Annotated in this window: 15 protein-coding genes, 1 tRNA gene and 1 pseudogene; 11 read left to right on the top strand and 6 right to left on the bottom strand. The window is 68.8% G+C overall.

Annotated features, from left to right (window positions below; all coding sequences use genetic code 11):
* Positions 1-94: pseudogene (locus AB0915_RS33940) on the bottom strand (MarR family transcriptional regulator); the annotation flags it as partial.
* A 68-nt stretch (positions 95-162) separates the two neighbouring features.
* Here AB0915_RS33940 and AB0915_RS33935 point away from each other — a divergent pair.
* Complete coding sequence (locus AB0915_RS33935) at positions 163-360, top strand: hypothetical protein (RefSeq protein WP_366694716.1); 198 nt, start codon at positions 163-165, stop codon at positions 358-360.
* A gap of 152 nt (positions 361-512) precedes the next feature.
* On the opposite strand, the gene AB0915_RS33930 is transcribed toward AB0915_RS33935, so the two are convergent.
* Together AB0915_RS33930 and AB0915_RS33925 are read right to left on the bottom strand one after the other, a co-directional pair.
* Positions 513-1,988 (bottom strand): AarF/ABC1/UbiB kinase family protein, encoded by a 1,476-nt coding sequence (locus tag AB0915_RS33930; RefSeq protein ID WP_366694715.1) that lies wholly within the window; start codon positions 1,986-1,988, stop codon positions 513-515.
* Positions 1,989-2,029: 41 nt separating this feature from the next.
* Positions 2,030-3,175, bottom strand: coding sequence for a ThiF family adenylyltransferase (locus AB0915_RS33925; protein WP_366694714.1), 1,146 nt, complete (start codon positions 3,173-3,175; stop codon positions 2,030-2,032).
* A gap of 264 nt (positions 3,176-3,439) precedes the next feature.
* Here AB0915_RS33925 and AB0915_RS33920 point away from each other — a divergent pair, with 264 nt between their 5' ends.
* The 4 genes from AB0915_RS33920 (at position 3,440) to AB0915_RS33905 (ending at position 7,242) form a co-directional block, all read left to right on the top strand.
* Positions 3,440-4,063, top strand: a complete 624-nt coding sequence (locus AB0915_RS33920) for a M48 family metallopeptidase (protein WP_366694713.1) — start codon at positions 3,440-3,442, stop codon at positions 4,061-4,063.
* Between the two features lie 107 nt (positions 4,064-4,170).
* Complete coding sequence (locus AB0915_RS33915; RefSeq protein ID WP_366694712.1) at positions 4,171-5,775, top strand: TerD family protein; 1,605 nt, start codon at positions 4,171-4,173, stop codon at positions 5,773-5,775.
* Between the two features lie 11 nt (positions 5,776-5,786).
* Positions 5,787-6,467, top strand: coding sequence for an AIM24 family protein (locus tag AB0915_RS33910; RefSeq protein ID WP_037688983.1), 681 nt, complete (start codon positions 5,787-5,789; stop codon positions 6,465-6,467).
* A 19-nt stretch (positions 6,468-6,486) separates the two neighbouring features.
* Positions 6,487-7,242: an AIM24 family protein gene (locus AB0915_RS33905; protein WP_366694711.1), complete on the top strand. Its 756-nt coding sequence runs from the start codon at positions 6,487-6,489 to the stop codon at positions 7,240-7,242.
* A gap of 89 nt (positions 7,243-7,331) precedes the next feature.
* On the opposite strand, the gene AB0915_RS33900 is transcribed toward AB0915_RS33905, so the two are convergent.
* A complete protein-coding gene (locus AB0915_RS33900) occupies positions 7,332-7,880 on the bottom strand; it encodes an NUDIX hydrolase (protein ID WP_366694710.1) in 549 nt (182 codons plus the stop codon).
* A complete protein-coding gene (locus tag AB0915_RS33895; protein WP_366694709.1) occupies positions 7,877-9,319 on the bottom strand; it encodes a zinc-dependent metalloprotease in 1,443 nt (480 codons plus the stop codon). Before AB0915_RS33895 ends, AB0915_RS33900 begins: the two co-directional genes overlap by 4 nt.
* A gap of 190 nt (positions 9,320-9,509) precedes the next feature.
* Between AB0915_RS33895 and AB0915_RS33890 the strand changes: the two genes are divergently transcribed.
* The 4 genes from AB0915_RS33890 to AB0915_RS33875 all read left to right on the top strand — a co-directional run bounded on the left by AB0915_RS33890 (position 9,510) and on the right by AB0915_RS33875 (position 12,733).
* Complete coding sequence (locus AB0915_RS33890; RefSeq protein ID WP_366694708.1) at positions 9,510-10,652, top strand: SDR family oxidoreductase; 1,143 nt, start codon at positions 9,510-9,512, stop codon at positions 10,650-10,652.
* Positions 10,653-10,740: 88 nt separating this feature from the next.
* Complete coding sequence (locus AB0915_RS33885; RefSeq protein WP_366694718.1) at positions 10,741-11,202, top strand: molybdenum cofactor biosynthesis protein MoaE; 462 nt, start codon at positions 10,741-10,743, stop codon at positions 11,200-11,202.
* A gap of 127 nt (positions 11,203-11,329) precedes the next feature.
* Positions 11,330-11,500: a hypothetical protein gene (locus AB0915_RS33880; protein ID WP_366136868.1), complete on the top strand. Its 171-nt coding sequence runs from the start codon at positions 11,330-11,332 to the stop codon at positions 11,498-11,500.
* 144 nt (positions 11,501-11,644) lie between these two features.
* Positions 11,645-12,733: a PDZ domain-containing protein gene (locus AB0915_RS33875; protein WP_366694707.1), complete on the top strand. Its 1,089-nt coding sequence runs from the start codon at positions 11,645-11,647 to the stop codon at positions 12,731-12,733.
* 52 nt (positions 12,734-12,785) lie between these two features.
* Here the strand turns inward: AB0915_RS33875 and AB0915_RS33870 are convergent, their stop codons facing one another.
* On the bottom strand, positions 12,786-13,355 hold the full coding sequence (locus tag AB0915_RS33870) for a PPA1309 family protein (protein WP_366694706.1): 570 nt from the start codon (positions 13,353-13,355) through the stop codon (positions 12,786-12,788).
* A 127-nt stretch (positions 13,356-13,482) separates the two neighbouring features.
* On the opposite strand from AB0915_RS33870, the gene AB0915_RS33865 reads away from it, so the two are divergent.
* Together AB0915_RS33865 and AB0915_RS33860 are read left to right on the top strand one after the other, a co-directional pair.
* Positions 13,483-16,335: a UPF0182 family protein gene (locus AB0915_RS33865; protein ID WP_366694717.1), complete on the top strand. Its 2,853-nt coding sequence runs from the start codon at positions 13,483-13,485 to the stop codon at positions 16,333-16,335.
* 54 nt (positions 16,336-16,389) lie between these two features.
* Positions 16,390-16,463 (top strand) — tRNA-Met (locus AB0915_RS33860).
* Positions 16,464-16,549 lie beyond the last annotated feature (86 nt).

Here is a 16,549-nt window from a genome sequence, read left to right as displayed (position 1 = left end):
CGGTGACGGAGGCGGGGGCGAGGTCGAGGTCGGCGGCGAGTTCGGAGGGGGCCGCCTTCCCGCCGCGTCCGGCGAGCTTGTGGAGCGTCTCGAACGGACCGGCCCCGCGGTCGTGCTGTGTGGTGCCGTGCCGCGCAGCGGGCACGGAGTTATCGTCACGGGGTGGAGACTCATCACCCCGCCCAGCCGGGTGCCGAGATTGTGGTGTGCGCCCTGTGCGGCACCACCGCCGACAGCGCGTACGCTCCGCCGACCTGGATCTGCTCCGTGGAGAACGGCAGGCGCCAGTACTTCTGTGACGACTGCGCCCGCACTCACATCAGGGCGATCGAGGGCCGCCTCGATTCGGCCTGGTGGTGACCTGCCCCCGGGCGCCGAGGCCCGTGCCAGCGCCGGGGTCGGGGTCGGCGGGGACGGTCCTGGGCACTGAGCCGGATCCTAGTGCCGGGAGGGGTACTAGGGCGTGATTCGAAAGTCCCGCCTGCCAGGCGGCGCTACTTTCGAAACACGCCCTAGGCCGGCGGGTCGTTGAGCAGCTCGTCCTCGGTCAGCCTCTGGCCGGTCAGCCCCTGGCCGGTCAGTTCCTGATCCAGGAATTCCAGATCCCGGTTCTGCTGATCGGGCAGGTCCTCGATGGGCCGGAACCCCGGGACCCAGGACTCCAGTTCGTCCCGCAGCCGCACCGTCGCACCCAGCTGGCACAGCACCCCGATCGTGCTCAGCGTCACCCGGTGTATCAGCAGATAGGCGGGCGGTAGATTCAGCTGCTTGCCCAGCTGGTGGGCGGGGGAGCGGGGATCCGCTATCCGGGCCGCCTGATTGCGCATCCAGCTGCGGGTGAAGGTGAACTCCTCCACCTGTGCCGGCTCGATGATGGGCAGGAGGTAGTCGAGTACCTCATCCGGGTCGAGGTCGATGGATTCCTTGACGAAGCCCTCCTCGCGCAGCAGTTCGTAGACTGCTTCCGCGTCACCCGCCAGCGTCAGCCGCAACGAGTCCCCGATGGGCTGAGGCAGGCCGCCCGGCAGCCGGTCCACCGTGCCGAAGTCCAGCACCCCGAGCCGCCATGGCCCGCTCCCACCGTCTTCCGCCTCCCCGTCCGCTTCCCCGCCCCCGGGCAGGAGCCGGAAGTTGCCGGGATGTGGGTCGGCGTGCAGCAGATTCGTGCGCGCCGGACCTGAGAAGAGGAATCGTGCCAGCAGCTGACCCGCCCGGTCCCGTTGCTCCTGGGTGCCCTCGGCGATCACCTCGGCCAGCGGGACACCGTCGATCCACTCCGTCACCAGTACCTGGTCGGACTGGTGCACCACACCGGGAACCACCACATCGGGGTCGTTCGCGAACTCCTCGGCGTGTTCCCGCTGCGACTGCGCCTCCAGTTCGTAGTCCAGCTCCTCCGAGACCCGGTCGCGCAACTCCGCGATGAGCGGCTTGATATCCATTCCGGGGATCAGCGGGCTGAGCAGCCGGGCGAAGCGGCTGAGTTGGGTCAGGTCCGAGAGCAGGGCCTCCCCGGCGCCCGGGTACTGCACCTTCACGGCGACGGCCCGCCCGTCGTGCCAGACCGCCCGGTGCACCTGCCCGATCGACGCGGCAGCCGACGGCTTGTCGTCGAATTCGAGGAACAGCTCCCGCCAGTTCTCACCGAGCCGATCCGTGAGCACCGCGTGGACGGTGCGGGTCGGCATGGGGGGAGCGGCCTCCTGCAGTTTGGTGAGCGCCGCCCGATACGGCCCGGCGACATCGTCGGGCAGGGCCGACTCGAAGACGGACAGGGCCTGACCGAGTTTCATGGCACCCCCCTTCAGCTCGCCCAGCGTGCGGAACAGCTGGTCCGCCGTGCGCTGCTGGAGTTCACGGGCCACTATCTCCGCGGACTTGCCGCCGATCCGCTTGCCCAGCCCCCACGTGGCACGGCCGGCGAAGCCGAGTGGCAGTGCGGCCAACTTGGCTGTACGGGTGACCGCTTTCCGGGGAAGATCAGACATACGCCCCTCCAAATCCCAGACTGCCGTGCCGCGTGCGGCGGTTACCCGGCCATTGTGTCCTGCGCTGCGCCGAGCCCGGAGGTGCGCTCCCTCCCAGTGTGCCCACTCGCCCCGCAGGAACAGTCGAGGTGTGGCGCGATCCGCTCCGACCGCCAGTCCAACAGCGGCAGGGCGGCCTCGCATCTGGCTCCCGTGCCGACGGGAAGTTCGCCATCGAGAAACGCCAGCGCCTGGGCCGCCGCGAGACCGGCCACCGCTGTCGCCAGCCCCAGGTCGCACGCCTGCACGGCGCCGCGCCGCCCGGACCGCCACTGTGCAAGCATTCGCGGCCACTGTGGATCCCGATCCGTGCGGTGCAGGTCCAGGCATCCCGCGCAGGCCGTACCGCCGGGCAGTACCAGCGGACCGACCACCCCGGTGGCCTCGATCACCCCGGCATAGAGATGAGGAGTGCCCGAAGCGATCCATGGCTCGGCTGCACGCGGGTCGGGGGCGTACGCCGCGAGACCGTCCCGCGGAGCGGCCACGACCAGGGACAACCCCGGACCACCACGCGACGGGGAGCGGTCGGGCCCCGTCGACCGGGGGGCGGGACCGACAGCGGATCGTCGCACCAACTGCCGGGCGGCGGTGTCCCTGCGCTCACCGACCGCAGTGGCCGGAAGCCCGCCGGGTGCGACATCCGACTGCTCGGCGACCCCACCGTCCAGGACTTCGACCAGGCCCACACCGGACCCGGACAGTACCGCCGCGATTGCCGCACCGACCCGGCCGGAGCCCCGCACCTGGACCCGCATCGCGCGACGGGCCGCCAGCCGTCTCAGCGCGCCACCGGGTTCGGGGTGCACGACCGAGAGCGACGCGAGGTCGGGGCGATGTCGCTCCAGTACGTCGGCCCGGTTCCGTAACGCATCGGCTTCCGGCCCGCCCGCCCGGACATCGTCGATCAGTCCCGCTTCCGCCAATCGCGCCACCAGGATGTCAACGTGATGGTCCGACAGGTCCAGTGCCCTGGCTTCCTCGCGCAGCAGCGGCAGGCCGCGCGTTCCATCGAGCAGTTCCAGGAAACTGCGCGTGGCGATATCCATCGGCCCCACCTTCACCGCGTGAGCGGGCGTCACTCCGAATTGCACGGTGTTCGTTCCACACCACGCTCGGCGCAGTGCGGGTTTCAACATCGGATGCATGGCTTCCCCCTGGCTCGTGTTCGTCCTGCTGCTGTCGCTGTTCCGTGCGATCTCCGTGCGGTCCGGAGTGATCTGCGTGCGCCGGCCGCGGACCGGAGCTTCGCGAGATCCGTTGCCAGAATGCAGGCTGGCGTCAAAGCGTGCAGAAAGTTATCCACAGGCATGGGGTATTAGTCGTTCAAATGGTGCGTGCCATGGACCGGATCATGTTCGAACCCTCCCGGAGGCGGGACTTCCCGCACTGACAGCGGGTACCGTCGGGGCGTGCCCGCCGACCCGTCACCCGGCTTCGCCGGGGAGACCCCCGCGCGCAGCGCCAAAGACCATCAGCGCAGCGCGGCCAGCCATCCGCCCCGTGTCTCGGTGACGAGCGCGGTCGAGGTCCGCAGGAGCACCCGCCGTAGCAGAACGGTCTCCGCGTACCGGGAGGGCGACCGCACCATCGTGCTGATCCCCGCCAGGATGTCAGAGGCGGAGGAGCGGCGCTGGGTGACCGTGATGCTTGACAAACTCGCGGCCCAGGAGCGCAAGCGCATCCTCGGCGACAGCGAACTCGCTGAGCGGGCCGAGCGGTTGTCCGCCCAGTATTTCGAGGGCCGGGCGAGGCCCGCCTCGGTGCGGTGGGTGACCAATCAGAACACCCGATGGGGGTCCTGCACCCCGGCGGAAGGCAGCATCCGTCTGTCGCACCGCCTGCAGGGTATGCCGGAGTACGTCGTCGACTACGTGCTCGTCCACGAGCTGGCGCATCTGCTGGTTCCCGGTCATGGTCCGCGGTTCTGGCGGCTGCTGGAGGCCTATCCGCGTACCGAGCGGGCCCGCGGTTACCTCGAAGGAGTGGTGGCGGCGGACCGGCTGCCTCATCTGCCCGCCGCGCGTGGTGAGTGACGTTCAGTGATTCTGTACCGGGTGTGTACCGACTTAGCTCGATGCCGGAGTTTGCGGTTAGCCTGGCGCGACGCATTCACATTCGGGATGGGGGACGGTCGTTACGCATGGCCAGGGAATTCCAACGCGGCCACAAGGCCAAGATCAGTGATCTCACGCCGGGGACGGATCTGTACGTAGGTGTGCAGATCACCGGTCCTGGACTGACCTTCGACATCAGCTGCTTCGGCCTCGATGCCCATGAGCAGCTCTCCGACGACCGGTATTTCATCTTCTTCAATCAGCCGAAATCGCCCGAGGAGTCCATTCAGCTCCTCGGTGCTCAGTCCGGTGACACCGAGTCGTTCCGGGTCACTCTGGACCGCATTCCGGCGAACATCCACAAGCTGTCGTTCACTGCGACAGTCGACGGTGCGGGGCAGATGTCGCAGATCGGTCCGGGATACATCCGGATCGTCGCGGGTGGCGAGGAAGTCGTCAGGTATGCCTTCACCGGATCCGAGTTCACCACCGAGCGCGCGGTGATGCTGGGCGACTTCTACCTGAAGGACGTCTGGCGGTTCGCCGCTGTCGGACAGGGCTTCGACGGCGGCCTCGACGCGCTGCTGAAGAACTTCGGCGGCGAGGTCGCCGAGGAGGCGCCCGCCGCAGCGCAGCCGCAGGCGGCGGCCCCCGCGTTCGCCCCACCCGCGCAGGCCCCGGCGCCCGCTCCGTCCTTCGGCGTCCCGTCCGCCCCCCAGGTCCCTCAAGTCCCGCAGCCGGCTCCGTCCTTCGGCGCCCCGGCCGCGCAGGCCCCCACTCCGCAGCAGCAGATGCATGCCGCGCCGACGATCGCGGCGCCGATGGCACCGCAGGGTGGCACCGTCCCGCCGCCCGCGCCCGCCCCCGCTCCCTACGGTCAGCCGGGACAGTCGCCCCAGCAGCCCCAGTTCGGGCAGTTTCCCGGCCAGGCCATGCCGGCCGCCCCGTACGGTCAGCAGGCCCCGGCTCCGTACGGTCAGCAGCCCCCCGGAATGCAACCGGGCATGCCCCAGGGCATGCCGCAGGCCGGTGCCGGTCTGCAGGCCGCGCTTCAGCCGTACAAGGAGACGGCCACCGGCCAGCGTTGGACGCCGCAGAACCAGCAGCTCATGCGGGTTGACCTCACCATGGGCGGTACACCGGTGCTCGCCCGTCAGGGCTCCATGGTGATGTATCAGGGCAAGGTCGACTTCAGTTACAAGGGTGCCGGTTTCGTGGGCCGCATGGTCGGGAATGCGACCGGCCAGGAAATGCAGCTGATGCGCTGTACCGGTCGCGGCCAGGTCTTCCTCGCCGAAGACGGTGCCCATCTGCACTCCATCGAGCTCCAGGGCGACGGCATCTGCGTCTCCGCGGAGAGCGTCCTCGCCTTCGACGAGTCGCTGCAGTACGAGGTCCGCAGGATCGAGGGTCACGGCATCCCCGGCGGCGCCCTGTTCACCATGCAGTTCCAGGGCAGCGGCACGGTCGTCGTCAAGACCCACGGCGTCCCTGTCGTCCTGCCGGTCACGCCGACCACGTTCGCCGACTGCAACGCCGTCGTGGCGTGGTCGTCCGCGTCCCAGGTGATCATCTCCAGCCAGGTCCGGCTGCGCCGCAACGCGTACCCGGGGCACAGCGGAGAGACCGTGAACCTCCAGTTCCGGGGAGCCCCCGGCAACTTCATCGTCGTCCAGCCCTACGAGGTCTGAGGGAGCCCGTCATGAACCAGCAGCTCGCGGGCTTCGCCCCGACCCCCGTCACGGCCCGTATGGAGAACCACGGCCATACGATGCTCAAGGTCGCCATGGCCACGGGCCAGGACCTCTACGCACGTACCGGCTCGATGGTGTCCTACGAGGGCTTCATCCAGTACGAGCCCAACCCGCCGGCCGTCCGGCAGATCGCCTCCCAGTGGATCACCGGCGAGGGCGCACCCCTGATGAAGTGCTCCGGTGACGGGCTGCTCTACCTCGCCGACTACGGCGCGGATGTGGTCGTCATCAATCTCAACAACGATTCCCTCTCGGTCAACGGCACCAACGTCCTGGCCTTCGACGGCCACCTCACCTGGGGCGTGGAGCGGGTCAAGGGGCTGGCGAAGTTCGCCGGCCAGGGCCTGTGGAACGTCTGCATCTCCGGCACCGGCTGGGTCGCGATCACCTCGCGCGGCACGCCGATCGTCGTCGACTGCGGACGCGGCGAGGACGAGACCTATGTCGACCCGGACGCCCTTGTGGCGTGGTCCCCGAACCTCAAGGTGAAGGGCAAGCGCAGCTTCAAGGCCTCCTCGCTGATCGGGCGGGGAAGCGGCGAGGCGTTCCAGATGGCGTTCTCCGGCCAGGGCATCGTCGTCGTCCAGCCGAGCGAGGACAGTACGGACCGCCTGCGGGTCCGGAACTGAGGGGGAGCGAGAACACACCATGCAGAGTCCGCTTTTCAACTACACGGAACAGCAGTCCCAGGACCGGTACACCCTGCAGAACCCGCAGCTCCTTCGGGTCTCGCTGACCGGCCACGACGACGTCCTCGCCCGCAAGGGAGCGATGGTCGCGTACCAAGGGCTGATGGAGTTCGACGGCGAGTACCAGTCGCACGGGCAGCGCCGCGCCCGCGCGAACACCGGTGAGGGTCTCGACCTGATGCGCTGCTCGGGGCAGGGCACCGTCTACCTCGCCAACCTCGCGCAGTACGTGCATGTCGTGGACGTCGACCGGGACGGCATGACGGTGGACAGCGCCTATGTCCTGGCGCTCGACTCGTCGTTGCACACCGAGGTCATCGCTGTGGACAGCCAGTACGGCATCTCGGGCACGGGCAAGTACCAGCTCAACATCTCCGGCACCGGCAAGGTCGCCTTGATGACGTCCGGCCAGCCGCTGATGATGCAGGTCACGCCCGACAAGTACGTCAACGTCGACGCCGACGCGATCGTCGCCTGGTCCAGCTCGCTGCGCGTGCAGATGCAGGCACAGACGCACTCCTCGGGCGTCTGGCGGCGGCGCGGCAACACCGGCGAGGGCTGGGAGCTCAGCTTCCTCGGACAGGGCTTCGCCCTGGTCCAGCCGAGCGAGGTGCTGCCCCCGCAGAGCGCCCAGACCGGCCAGGGGCTGCGCGCGCAGTACGGCATGGGCCAGCAGGGAGCGCACGGCCAGAACCAGAACAACGCCTGGAACTGAACCCCGGCGCACGGACACGGGTGAGGGGCGACCTCGTGAGAGGGCGCCCCTCACCCGTTGATGTCCGGGTCCGAGGGCCGTCGGTACGGCTACCGGCCGCCTTCCAGCGCCGCGCGCGTACGTGCCACCAGCCGCACCACCGAGGTGTCGGCCACCTCGGCCACCTCGTCGTACGCGAACCAGCGCAGATCCAGCGACTCGTCGCTGATCATTTCCGTCGCGCCCGACGGCGCCAGCGCCGCGTACTGCACATCCAGATGCCAGTGGCAGGGCGCCGGGATCGGATGCCGGTCCAGCACCACCGGGCCGCCCGCCAGCAGCGTCAGACCGCTGATGCCGGACTCCTCGGTGGCCTCGCGCAGCGCCGCGGCCGCCAGCGTGGCGTCCTCGGGTTCGCAGTGGCCGCCCATCTGCAGCCACATCTGCAGCTTCCGGTGCAGTGTCAGCAGCACCCGTCCGCGCTCCGGATCGACGACCAGCGCGCTGGCCGTCAGATGCCCGGCCCCGCAGGCCTTCCACATGCCGTCCGGATGCTGTGCCAGATGGTCGAGATAGGTCTGCCGCAGCTGCTTTTGATCAGCGTCGGCCCGGTTCTCGTACCTCTTCAGCAGGAGAACGGCGTCGTCGTACAGGCTCACTGGTCGGTGTCGTCCTTGCCGTCGCTGTCACCGGTGGCGCCGGTTTCCTCGCCCTTGTCGTCCGCGGGCTTCCGAGGACCCTTCGCGGCTTCGCCGAGCATCTTGTCCAGCTCGGAGAAGTCCAGCTGCTCGTGGTGCACGAACCCGTCCGGGTCGTCCAGGTCATGCGCGGTCGGCAGCATGTCCGGGTGCTCCCAGAGCGCGTCGCGCCCGTCGAGACCGCGCGCGTCTGTGAGCGACGCCCACAGACGCGAGGCGTCCCGCAGCCGCCGAGGCCGCAGCTGCAGCCCGATCAGTGTGGCGAACGTCTGCTCGGCCGGGCCGCCGGAGGCACGGCGCCTGCGCATCGTCTCGCGCAGTGCGTCCGCCGAGGTCAGCCGGGACTTCGCGGCTTCGTGGACCACCGCGTCCACCCAGCCCTCGACCAGCGCGAGCGCCGTCTCCAGCCGGGCCAGCGCCGCCTTCTGCTCCGGTGTGTCCTCCGGCTGGAACATGCCCTGCTGAAGGGCGTCCTGAAGCTGCTCGGGCTGCGACGGGTCGAACTGGCCGACCACGTCCTCCAGCTTGCTGGTGTCGACCTTGATGCCGCGCGCGTACCCCTCGACAGCGCCGAACAGATGCGAGCGCAGCCACGGCACATGGGCGAAGAGCCGCTGGTGGGCAGCCTCGCGCAGGGCGAGATAGAGCCGCACCTCGTCCTGCGGCACGCTCAGGTCCTTGCCGAACATCTCGACGTTCAACGGAAGGAGCGCGGCCTTGCCCGCAGGGCCGAGCGGCAGCCCGATGTCGGTCGAACCGACCACCTCACCCGCCAGCACACCCACGGCCTGCCCGATCTGCTGACCGAACATCGCACCGCCCATCGACCTCATCATGCCGATCAGCGGGCCGGCCATGGCCTGCATCTCCTCGGGCAGCACATCGCCCATGGCCATGCCGACACGCTCCGCCACCGGGTCGACCAGCTTCTGCCAGGCGGGAAGGGACGCCTCGACCCACTCCGCACGGCTCCATGCCACGGTCGAGACCGCACCGGAGGGCAGCGATGTCACGCCGTCCAGCCAGTGATCGGCCAGGCGCAGCGCCTCGTCGACCGCCGACCGCTCGGACGGGCCGACGCTCGCGTCCTTCGTTCCGTCCGGCGTGCCCTGCGAAACCGTCTGGCGGGCGATCTGCTTGGCCATGTCCCAGTTCACGGGACCGCCCTCGTAGCTCAGCATCTGGCCGAGCTGCTGGAAGGCGGCTCCCAGGTCGTTAGGGTTCATCGTGCCGAACATCGCCGCGAACGGGTTGTCCCCGCCCGCGCCCGGCCCGAAGCCGAACGGGTTCGCCGGCCCGCCCGAACCCTGCCCACCTCCGGTGGGGTCCTTCTTCTTGCCCTCGTCGCCGTTCTCCGGCTCCTCCGGCGGAAGGCCGAATCCGAATGGGGTGTCACTCACGGGTTTCCTCGGCTCGTAGGGCCGCCGGCTCGAACCGACGGCGACTGCCCGACATCACCATCCAGCGTAGACACCATGTCCGCTCAGGGCCTCAGTGCTCCGCCGGGTCCCGGCCTGCGGCAGGATGGACGCCACCTGGTACGCACGCCTCATTCGGGTACGTACTGAAGACAACCGCTGGAGACGCCCGGTGAGTTCCCCAGATCCTCAGGTTCGCGCAGCGCGAAACCTGGCCGACCCTTCGCACGAGAGCACGCCCTCGAAAAGCCGCTCCAAGAGCCGCGGCCCCGTCGTCGCGGTCACCGGTGCCGCGACCGGCGTCGGTGAGCTGCTCACCGCGCGCCTCGCGGCATCCGAGGAGATCAAGCAGGTCATCGCCATCGACGAGCGTCGGGGCGAGGTCTCCGATGCGACCTGGCACATTCTCGACGTGCGCGACCCCGCCATCGCCGAGAAACTGCGCGGCGCAGACGTCGTCGTCCATCTGGCACTCGATCTCGACCTGGAGACCGACCCCGCCGCCCGTACCGCGTACAACGTCCGCGGCACCCAGACCGTGCTGACGGCCGCCGCGGCCGCCGGAGTCCGCCGGGCCGTGCTCTGCACCTCGGCGATGGTCTACGGGGCGCTGCCCGACAACGACATCCCGCTCGCCGAGGACGCAGAGCTGCGCGCCACGGCCGAGGCCACCGGTGTCGGTGACCTCCTGGAGATCGAACGGCTCGGCCGTCGCGCGCCTCGTGCCCACCCCGGGCTCAACGTCACCGTGGTCCGCCCCACCGTTCTGGTCGGCGGTACGGACACGGCGCTGACCCGCTACTTCGAGTCGCCGCGCCTCCTCGTCGTCGCCGGATCGCGCCCCGCCTGGCAGTTCTGCCACGTCGACGACCTGGTCACAGCGCTCGAGTACGCCGCGCTGGAGAAGATCGACGGGGAGTTCGCGGTCGGCTGCGACGGCTGGCTGGAGCAGGAGGAGGTCGAGGAGCTCAGTGGTGTACGCCGGATGGAGCTGCCCTCCGCCGTCGCCCTCGGTGCCGCAGCACGGCTGCACCGGATCGGTCTCACCCCGTCCCCCGCGGGCGACCTCGCATACACGATGCACCCCTGGGTGGTCAGCGTGAGCCGACTGCACGACGTCGGCTGGCGTCCCCGGTGGACCAACGAGGAGGTGCTCGCCGCGCTCCTCGAAGAGGTCGAGGGCCGCCACACCGTCGCCGGACGCCGGCTCGGCCGCAAGGACGCCACCGCTGCCGGTGCCGCCGGTGCGACCGTCGCGCTGCTCGGCACCGCCGCCCTGGTCCGTCGCGCCCGCAAGGCACGCCGTCGCATCTAGCGCCTTTCCCGGCAAGTTCGGCCCCGATGGATCGCCGGTGGAAAAGGGCTATTCCGCGAAGTCGGCGCGGTACGGCACGATGGGCGGCATGGCACCCACCCACGACCACCCCGGTGAGCAGGCGGCGCAGGACCCGATCCGGCTGCTGGAGATCCGCGAGACACCGTTGTCGGTCGACGAGATCTTCCGCGCCGTCGGGGACGACGCCGCGGGCGGCACCGCGCTCTTCGTCGGCACGGTGCGCAATCACGACGGCGGACAGGACGTCGGCGCGCTGGGCTACTCCTGCCATCCGTCGGCGCAGGACGAGATGCGCCGGGTGGCCGAGAAGGTCGTGGCCGAGTTCCCGGTCCGGGCGCTGGCGGCAGTACACCGTGTGGGTGAACTGAAGGTGGGAGATCTGGCCGTCGTCGTCGCCGTCTCCTGCCCGCACCGCGCGGAGGCGTTCGCGGCGTGTCGCAAGCTCATCGACGATCTCAAGCACGAGGTTCCGATCTGGAAACACCAGCGGTTTTCCGATGGCACGGAGGAGTGGGTCGGCGCCTGCTGAGCTCAAACCCAACCGGCGGTCATCCGCCCCGATTTGCGTAACCGCACCCCTGCCATGAGCGTTGGATCTGCAGATGGCTAATCTGCTGATCGGCGGTTGCGGTCGCTCATGGGGTAGGGAGGTCGTCATGGCAGCACTTGCCTGGTTGCTGATTCCGCTTTTCGCTGCTCTCGGCGCTGCGATATGGGGGAGCTGGGCCGCCAGAAATCGCACGACCGGCGATGTCACCGAACTCGCCGGGTATGCCCGGTTCCGTGAGGCGATGGAGAAATCTCACTCCGGTTCCGACGCTGCCTGAGGCAGCACCGTACGTACGCAGTCGCCGATCCGCATCGCGGCGCCGACTGCCCACGCCGATCGGCACAGCACCTCACCTGGCGCTCCGCCCCTTACGGACCGGCCCCGGCGGTGCACTGACAGACCCTTCCCGTACTGTCGTTCCATGCCACGCCGCACCGCGACGATGCTCGCCTCCACACTGATCCTCATCGCGCTGCTCTGCGCGGGCGTGCTGATGAAAGTGCCGTACTCGGAGATGTCTCCCGGTCCGACGGTGAACACGCTCGGCAAGGTCGGTGGAGAACCGGTCCTGCAGATCTCCGGGCACAAGACGTACAAGACGTCCGGCAACCTCAATATGACGACGGTGCGGGTCACGGGCGCCGATTACAACATGAACCTCGTCGAGGCCGTCTACGGCTGGCTCGCCCACGACAGCGTCGTCGTCCCGCACGACACGCTGTATCCGAACGGCAAGACCGAGCAGCAGTCGACGCAGGAGAACGCCGAGGAGTTCAGCCAGTCCCAGGAGAGCGCCAAGGTCGCCGCCCTGACCGAGCTGGGCATCCCGGTGACCTCGCGCGTCGTGGTCTCCACGGTGATCAAGGGCAGCCCCGCGCAGGGCAAGCTGCACGCGGGCGACGTGATCAAGGCGGTCGACGGTACGGCGGTCAGACAGCCCGAGGACGTCGCGAAGCTCGTCACCAAGCACAAGCCCGGTGAGAACGTCACGTTCACGGTGATCCCGGCCAAGACGGCGGCTGCCGCCGAGAAGGCCGGCAAGGAGCCGCAGGGTTCCGAGAAGATCACCATCACGACGGCGAAGGCGGCCAAGGAGAACCGGGCGATCGTCGGCATCCAGGCGGGGACGGATCACACGTTCCCGTTCCGGATCGACATCAAGCTCGCCGATGTGGGCGGCCCGAGCGCCGGTCTGATGTTCTCCCTGGGCATCATCGACAAGCTGACGCCCGGCCAGCTGACCGGCGGCAAGTTCATCGCGGGCACCGGCACCATCGACGACCAGGGCAAGGTCGGCCCGATCGGCGGCATCAACATGAAGCTGGTCGGCGCGCGCAACGCGGGCGCCAGGTACTTCCTGACGCCGGACGACAACTGCAGGGCCGCCGCGTCCGACACCCCCAGCGGGCTCACGCTCGTGAAGGTCAAGACGATCGACGACGCGAAGAAGTCGCTGGAGAAGATCCGCACGGGGGACACGGCCGCTCTGCCGAGCTGCTCGGCAGGCTGACCGCGCCCCCACGGGTACGGCGGGCGCGATGCCGCCCGCCGTGGCAGGACTCTCAGGACTCGAACGTGGCGGCCAGCGCCTCGGCCAGCCCCGGTACCAGACCCGCGCCGGTCAGGACCTCGCTCGCGGAGTCCTTCTCCCGGAGCCGTACGGCGGACTCCCGCGCACCGTTGCGCAGGACGGCCACGGTCATCCGCACCTCCTGCCGGTCGGGGTGCCGGGCGACCCACTTCGTCAGCTGGGCGTCGCTGAGCCCGTCCGGTACGGAGGCCTCGGCGGACGGCGGCAGCATCAGGCGCTCCACCGTCATCGCGCATCCGGCCACCGAGTCGGGCCAGGCAATGGTGGCGAGGAACTCGTCCAGCGCCTTTCCGCGGGGGATCTCCTCCTGCTCGATCGGGGTGAATGCGGCGGTCGTCGACTCCGGGCTGTCGAGACCGAGCTGGGCGGCGAGCCCCGGCTCCTGGGCGCGCAGCTTGGCGGTGTCGACGAGAGCGAAGAGCCGGGCGGGCTGGTCCCAGCCGAGGCCGGCGGCGTACTCGTCGATTTCGAGCACGGCGACGGTGAGGGGGCTTGCGGCCATCGGGGGGCCTGAGGGGGAAACGTTGGGCATGCCCAACATCCTGCCTCCTTCTGCCCCGGTAACGGGAACTAGGTAAAGCCTCAGTAAGTTGCATAGGTGGGCTCTACGATCGCTGGGCCCGCTTCACACGACAGCAAACTTCGAGGTGCGCACGTTGGCTTTCCAGATGCCGGACCGCGGCGGAGGCCCGACCGGGCCACGGATCAGAGTCGGCCGCCCGTCCCGGCGCGCCCGTACCCTGCTCATGACACTCGGCGTCCTGGCGATTCTCGCCATGGCGTTCGTCATGTTCGCCGGGTTCTGGACGGACTGGCTCTGGTACCGGTCGGTTGCATATTCGTCCGTCTTCACCACCACCCTGTGGACCAAGATCGGGCTGTTCCTCGTCTTCGGACTGCTGATGGCGATCGCTGTCGGCCTGAACATCTGGCTCGCGCACCGGCTCCGGCCGCCGCTGAGCGCGATGTCCCTGGAGCAGCAGAGCCTGGACCGCTACCGGATGAGCGTCGCCCCGTACAAGAGGTGGGTACTGCTCGCGGTCACCGCGCTCGTCGGGCTGATCGCCGGAGCGTCCGCATCGGGCCAGTGGCGCACATGGCTGATGTACGTGAACGGCGTGGCGTTCGGGCAGAAGGACCCCCAGTTCCATCTGGACGTCTCCTTCTACGCCTTCGACCTTCCGTGGTACCGCTTCCTGCTGGGCTTCGGCTTCGCGGCCACGGTGCTCTCGCTGATCGCCGCCGCGCTGACCCACTACCTGTACGGCGGGCTCCGCATCACCAGTCCCGGCGCGCGGGCCACCGGCGCGGCCACCGGCCATCTGTCGGTGCTGCTCGGCGTCTTCGTCTCGCTGAAGGCCGTGGCGTACTGGCTCGACCGGTACGGGCTGGCGGTGAAGTCCAGCGACTTCAAGGCGACGGACAACTGGACGGGCCTGCGGTACGTCGACGCCAACGCCTATCTGCCGGCGAAGACGATCCTGTTCTGCATCGCCGCGATCTGCGCCGTGCTGTTCTTCGCGACGCTGTGGCGCCGCACCTGGCAGCTCCCGATGATCGGCTTCGGTCTGATGGTGCTCTCCGCGATCCTGATCGGCGGGCTGTACCCGGCGATCGTGCAGAAGTTCCAGGTCCAGCCGAACGAGCAGGCCAAGGAAGCCCCGTTCATCCGGAAGAACATCCAGGCGACGCGTGACGCGTATGACATCGACGACGCCCGGGTGACCGACTACTCGGGCAAGAGCACCACGACGGACGACGCGAAGCTGCGCGCGAGCGCGGACGACGCCGCGAGCTACCGGGTGATGGACCCCAACGTCGTCTCCCCGGCCTTCCAGCAGCTCCAGCAGAAGCGGAACTACTACCAGTTCCCCAAGACTCTGGACGTCGACCGCTACAAGGACGCCGCCGGCAAGGACCAGGACACGGTCATCGGTCTGCGCGAGCTCAACCTGGACGGCATCCCCAAGCGCAACTGGATCAACGACCACTTCACGTACACCCACGGCTACGGCGCCATCGCCGCTCGGGGCACCACGACGGGCAAGAACCCGAACGGGTCCCCGGACTTCACCGAGTCGGGTCTGCCGACCACCGGCGAGCTCGGTACGTACCGGCAGCAGATCTACTACGGCGAAAAGACCGAGCAGTACTCCATCGTCGGCGGGCCCCAGAAGGAGCTCGACTACGAGGAGGACGGCGAGAAGACCACCAGCTACAAGGGCAACAGCGGAGTCAGCCTCTCCAACGCGTTCAACCGCGCCGCGTACGCGGTCTCGTTCAGCGAGCCGCAGATCCTCTACTCGGGGGCCATCGGCGAGGGCTCGAGGATCCTCTACAACCGCACGCCCAAGGAGCGCGTCGAGGCGGTCGCCCCGTGGTTGACCATCGATGGCGACGCGTACCCGGCGGTGGTGAACCACCGCATCCAGTGGGTCGTCGACGCGTACACCACCACCAACGGGTACCCGTACGCCTCGCGCACGACGCTCGGTGACACCACGGCCGACTCGCTGACCACCAATCAGCGCGCGGTCGTCGCCCAGCAGAACCAGGTCAACTACATCCGCAACTCGGTGAAGGCCACCGTCGACGCGTACGACGGCAAGGTCACGCTGTACGAGTGGGACACCAAGGACCCGGTCCTCAAGACCTGGCGCAAGGCGTTCCCCGGGACCGTGAAGCCACGGGGCGACATTCCCCAGGACCTGATGGCCCACCTGCGGTACCCGCAGGACCTGTTCAAGGTGCAGCGCGAGCTGCTCACCCGCTACCACGTCACCAACCCCGCACAGTTCTACAGCGGCAGTGACGCGTGGCAGGTCCCGGACGACCCGACGAAGAAGGAGTCCGGCGCCGTCCCCCCGTACTACCTGAGCATAAAGATGCCGGACCAGCCGGCCCAGAAGTTTTCGCTGACCACCACGTTCACCCCGAAGGGGCGGCCCGACCTCGGGGCGTTCATGGCGGTGGACGCGGATGCGGCCAGCAAGGACTACGGCACCATACGGTTGCTCAGAGTCACCACGACGGTGAAGGGCCCCGGGCAGGTGCAGAGCGAGCTCAACGGCAACGGCGATGTCGCCGAGTTCGTGAGAAACCTCAAGGGAACCGACTCCGACATCGAGTACGGCAACCTGCTGACGGTGCCGCTCGAAGGGGGCTTCCTCTACATCGAGCCGGTCTACACGCGCGGTGGCACGCAGAACTACCCGCTGCTGCGCAAGGTGGCTGCCTCGTACGGTTCGAAGACCGTCTTCGAGAACAGCCTCGGGGAGGCGCTCAACGCGGTCTTCGGGGTGGAGGGCACCGAAACCACGCAGCCGCCGGGCGAGACCACGAAGCCACCTGCGACCACCGGCGACGTCGCGCTCAAGCAGGCGATCGCGGATGCGCAGAAGGCCTATGCGGAGGGTGAGGCAGCCTTGAAGAAGCAGGACTGGACCGCCTACGGCAAGGCCCAGGCCGATCTGCAGGACGCGCTGAAGCGTGCGGCGGCGGCCGCGCCCAAGGGCAGCTGAGCAGCTGCCGGTAAAGCGCCACCTCCGCGTCGTGGTACGGTTTGAACACAACGACGCGGGGTGGAGCAGCTCGGTAGCTCGCTGGGCTCATAACCCAGAGGTCGCAGGTTCAAATCCTGTCCCCGCTACTGAAAGACGAAGGCCCGGATTCTTTCAGGGAACAAGCAGGTGGGGTCCTCCGACAGGGCCTCCCCCACTCCCGCGGTGATGGCGG

The sequence above is a fragment of the Streptomyces sp. NPDC048411 genome (assembly GCF_040704695.1).
In the GTDB taxonomy this organism is placed as follows: domain Bacteria; phylum Actinomycetota; class Actinomycetes; order Streptomycetales; family Streptomycetaceae; genus Streptomyces.
This window is presented reverse-complemented; position numbering and strand designations above follow the sequence as displayed.

Coding starts and splice junctions, on each gene's coding strand:
- AB0915_RS33865 (WP_366694717.1), top strand. CDS start 13,483: ATGCCGGACCGCGGCGGAGGCCCGACCGGGCCACGGATCAGAGTCGGC.
- AB0915_RS33870 (WP_366694706.1), bottom strand. CDS start 13,355: ATGTTGGGCATGCCCAACGTTTCCCCCTCAGGCCCCCCGATGGCCGCA.
- AB0915_RS33925 (WP_366694714.1), bottom strand. CDS start 3,175: ATGCATCCGATGTTGAAACCCGCACTGCGCCGAGCGTGGTGTGGAACG.
- AB0915_RS33885 (WP_366694718.1), top strand. CDS start 10,741: ATGGCACCCACCCACGACCACCCCGGTGAGCAGGCGGCGCAGGACCCG.
- AB0915_RS33910 (WP_037688983.1), top strand. CDS start 5,787: ATGAACCAGCAGCTCGCGGGCTTCGCCCCGACCCCCGTCACGGCCCGT.
- AB0915_RS33875 (WP_366694707.1), top strand. CDS start 11,645: ATGCCACGCCGCACCGCGACGATGCTCGCCTCCACACTGATCCTCATC.
- AB0915_RS33915 (WP_366694712.1), top strand. CDS start 4,171: ATGGCCAGGGAATTCCAACGCGGCCACAAGGCCAAGATCAGTGATCTC.
- AB0915_RS33930 (WP_366694715.1), bottom strand. CDS start 1,988: ATGTCTGATCTTCCCCGGAAAGCGGTCACCCGTACAGCCAAGTTGGCC.
- AB0915_RS33880 (WP_366136868.1), top strand. CDS start 11,330: ATGGCAGCACTTGCCTGGTTGCTGATTCCGCTTTTCGCTGCTCTCGGC.
- AB0915_RS33905 (WP_366694711.1), top strand. CDS start 6,487: ATGCAGAGTCCGCTTTTCAACTACACGGAACAGCAGTCCCAGGACCGG.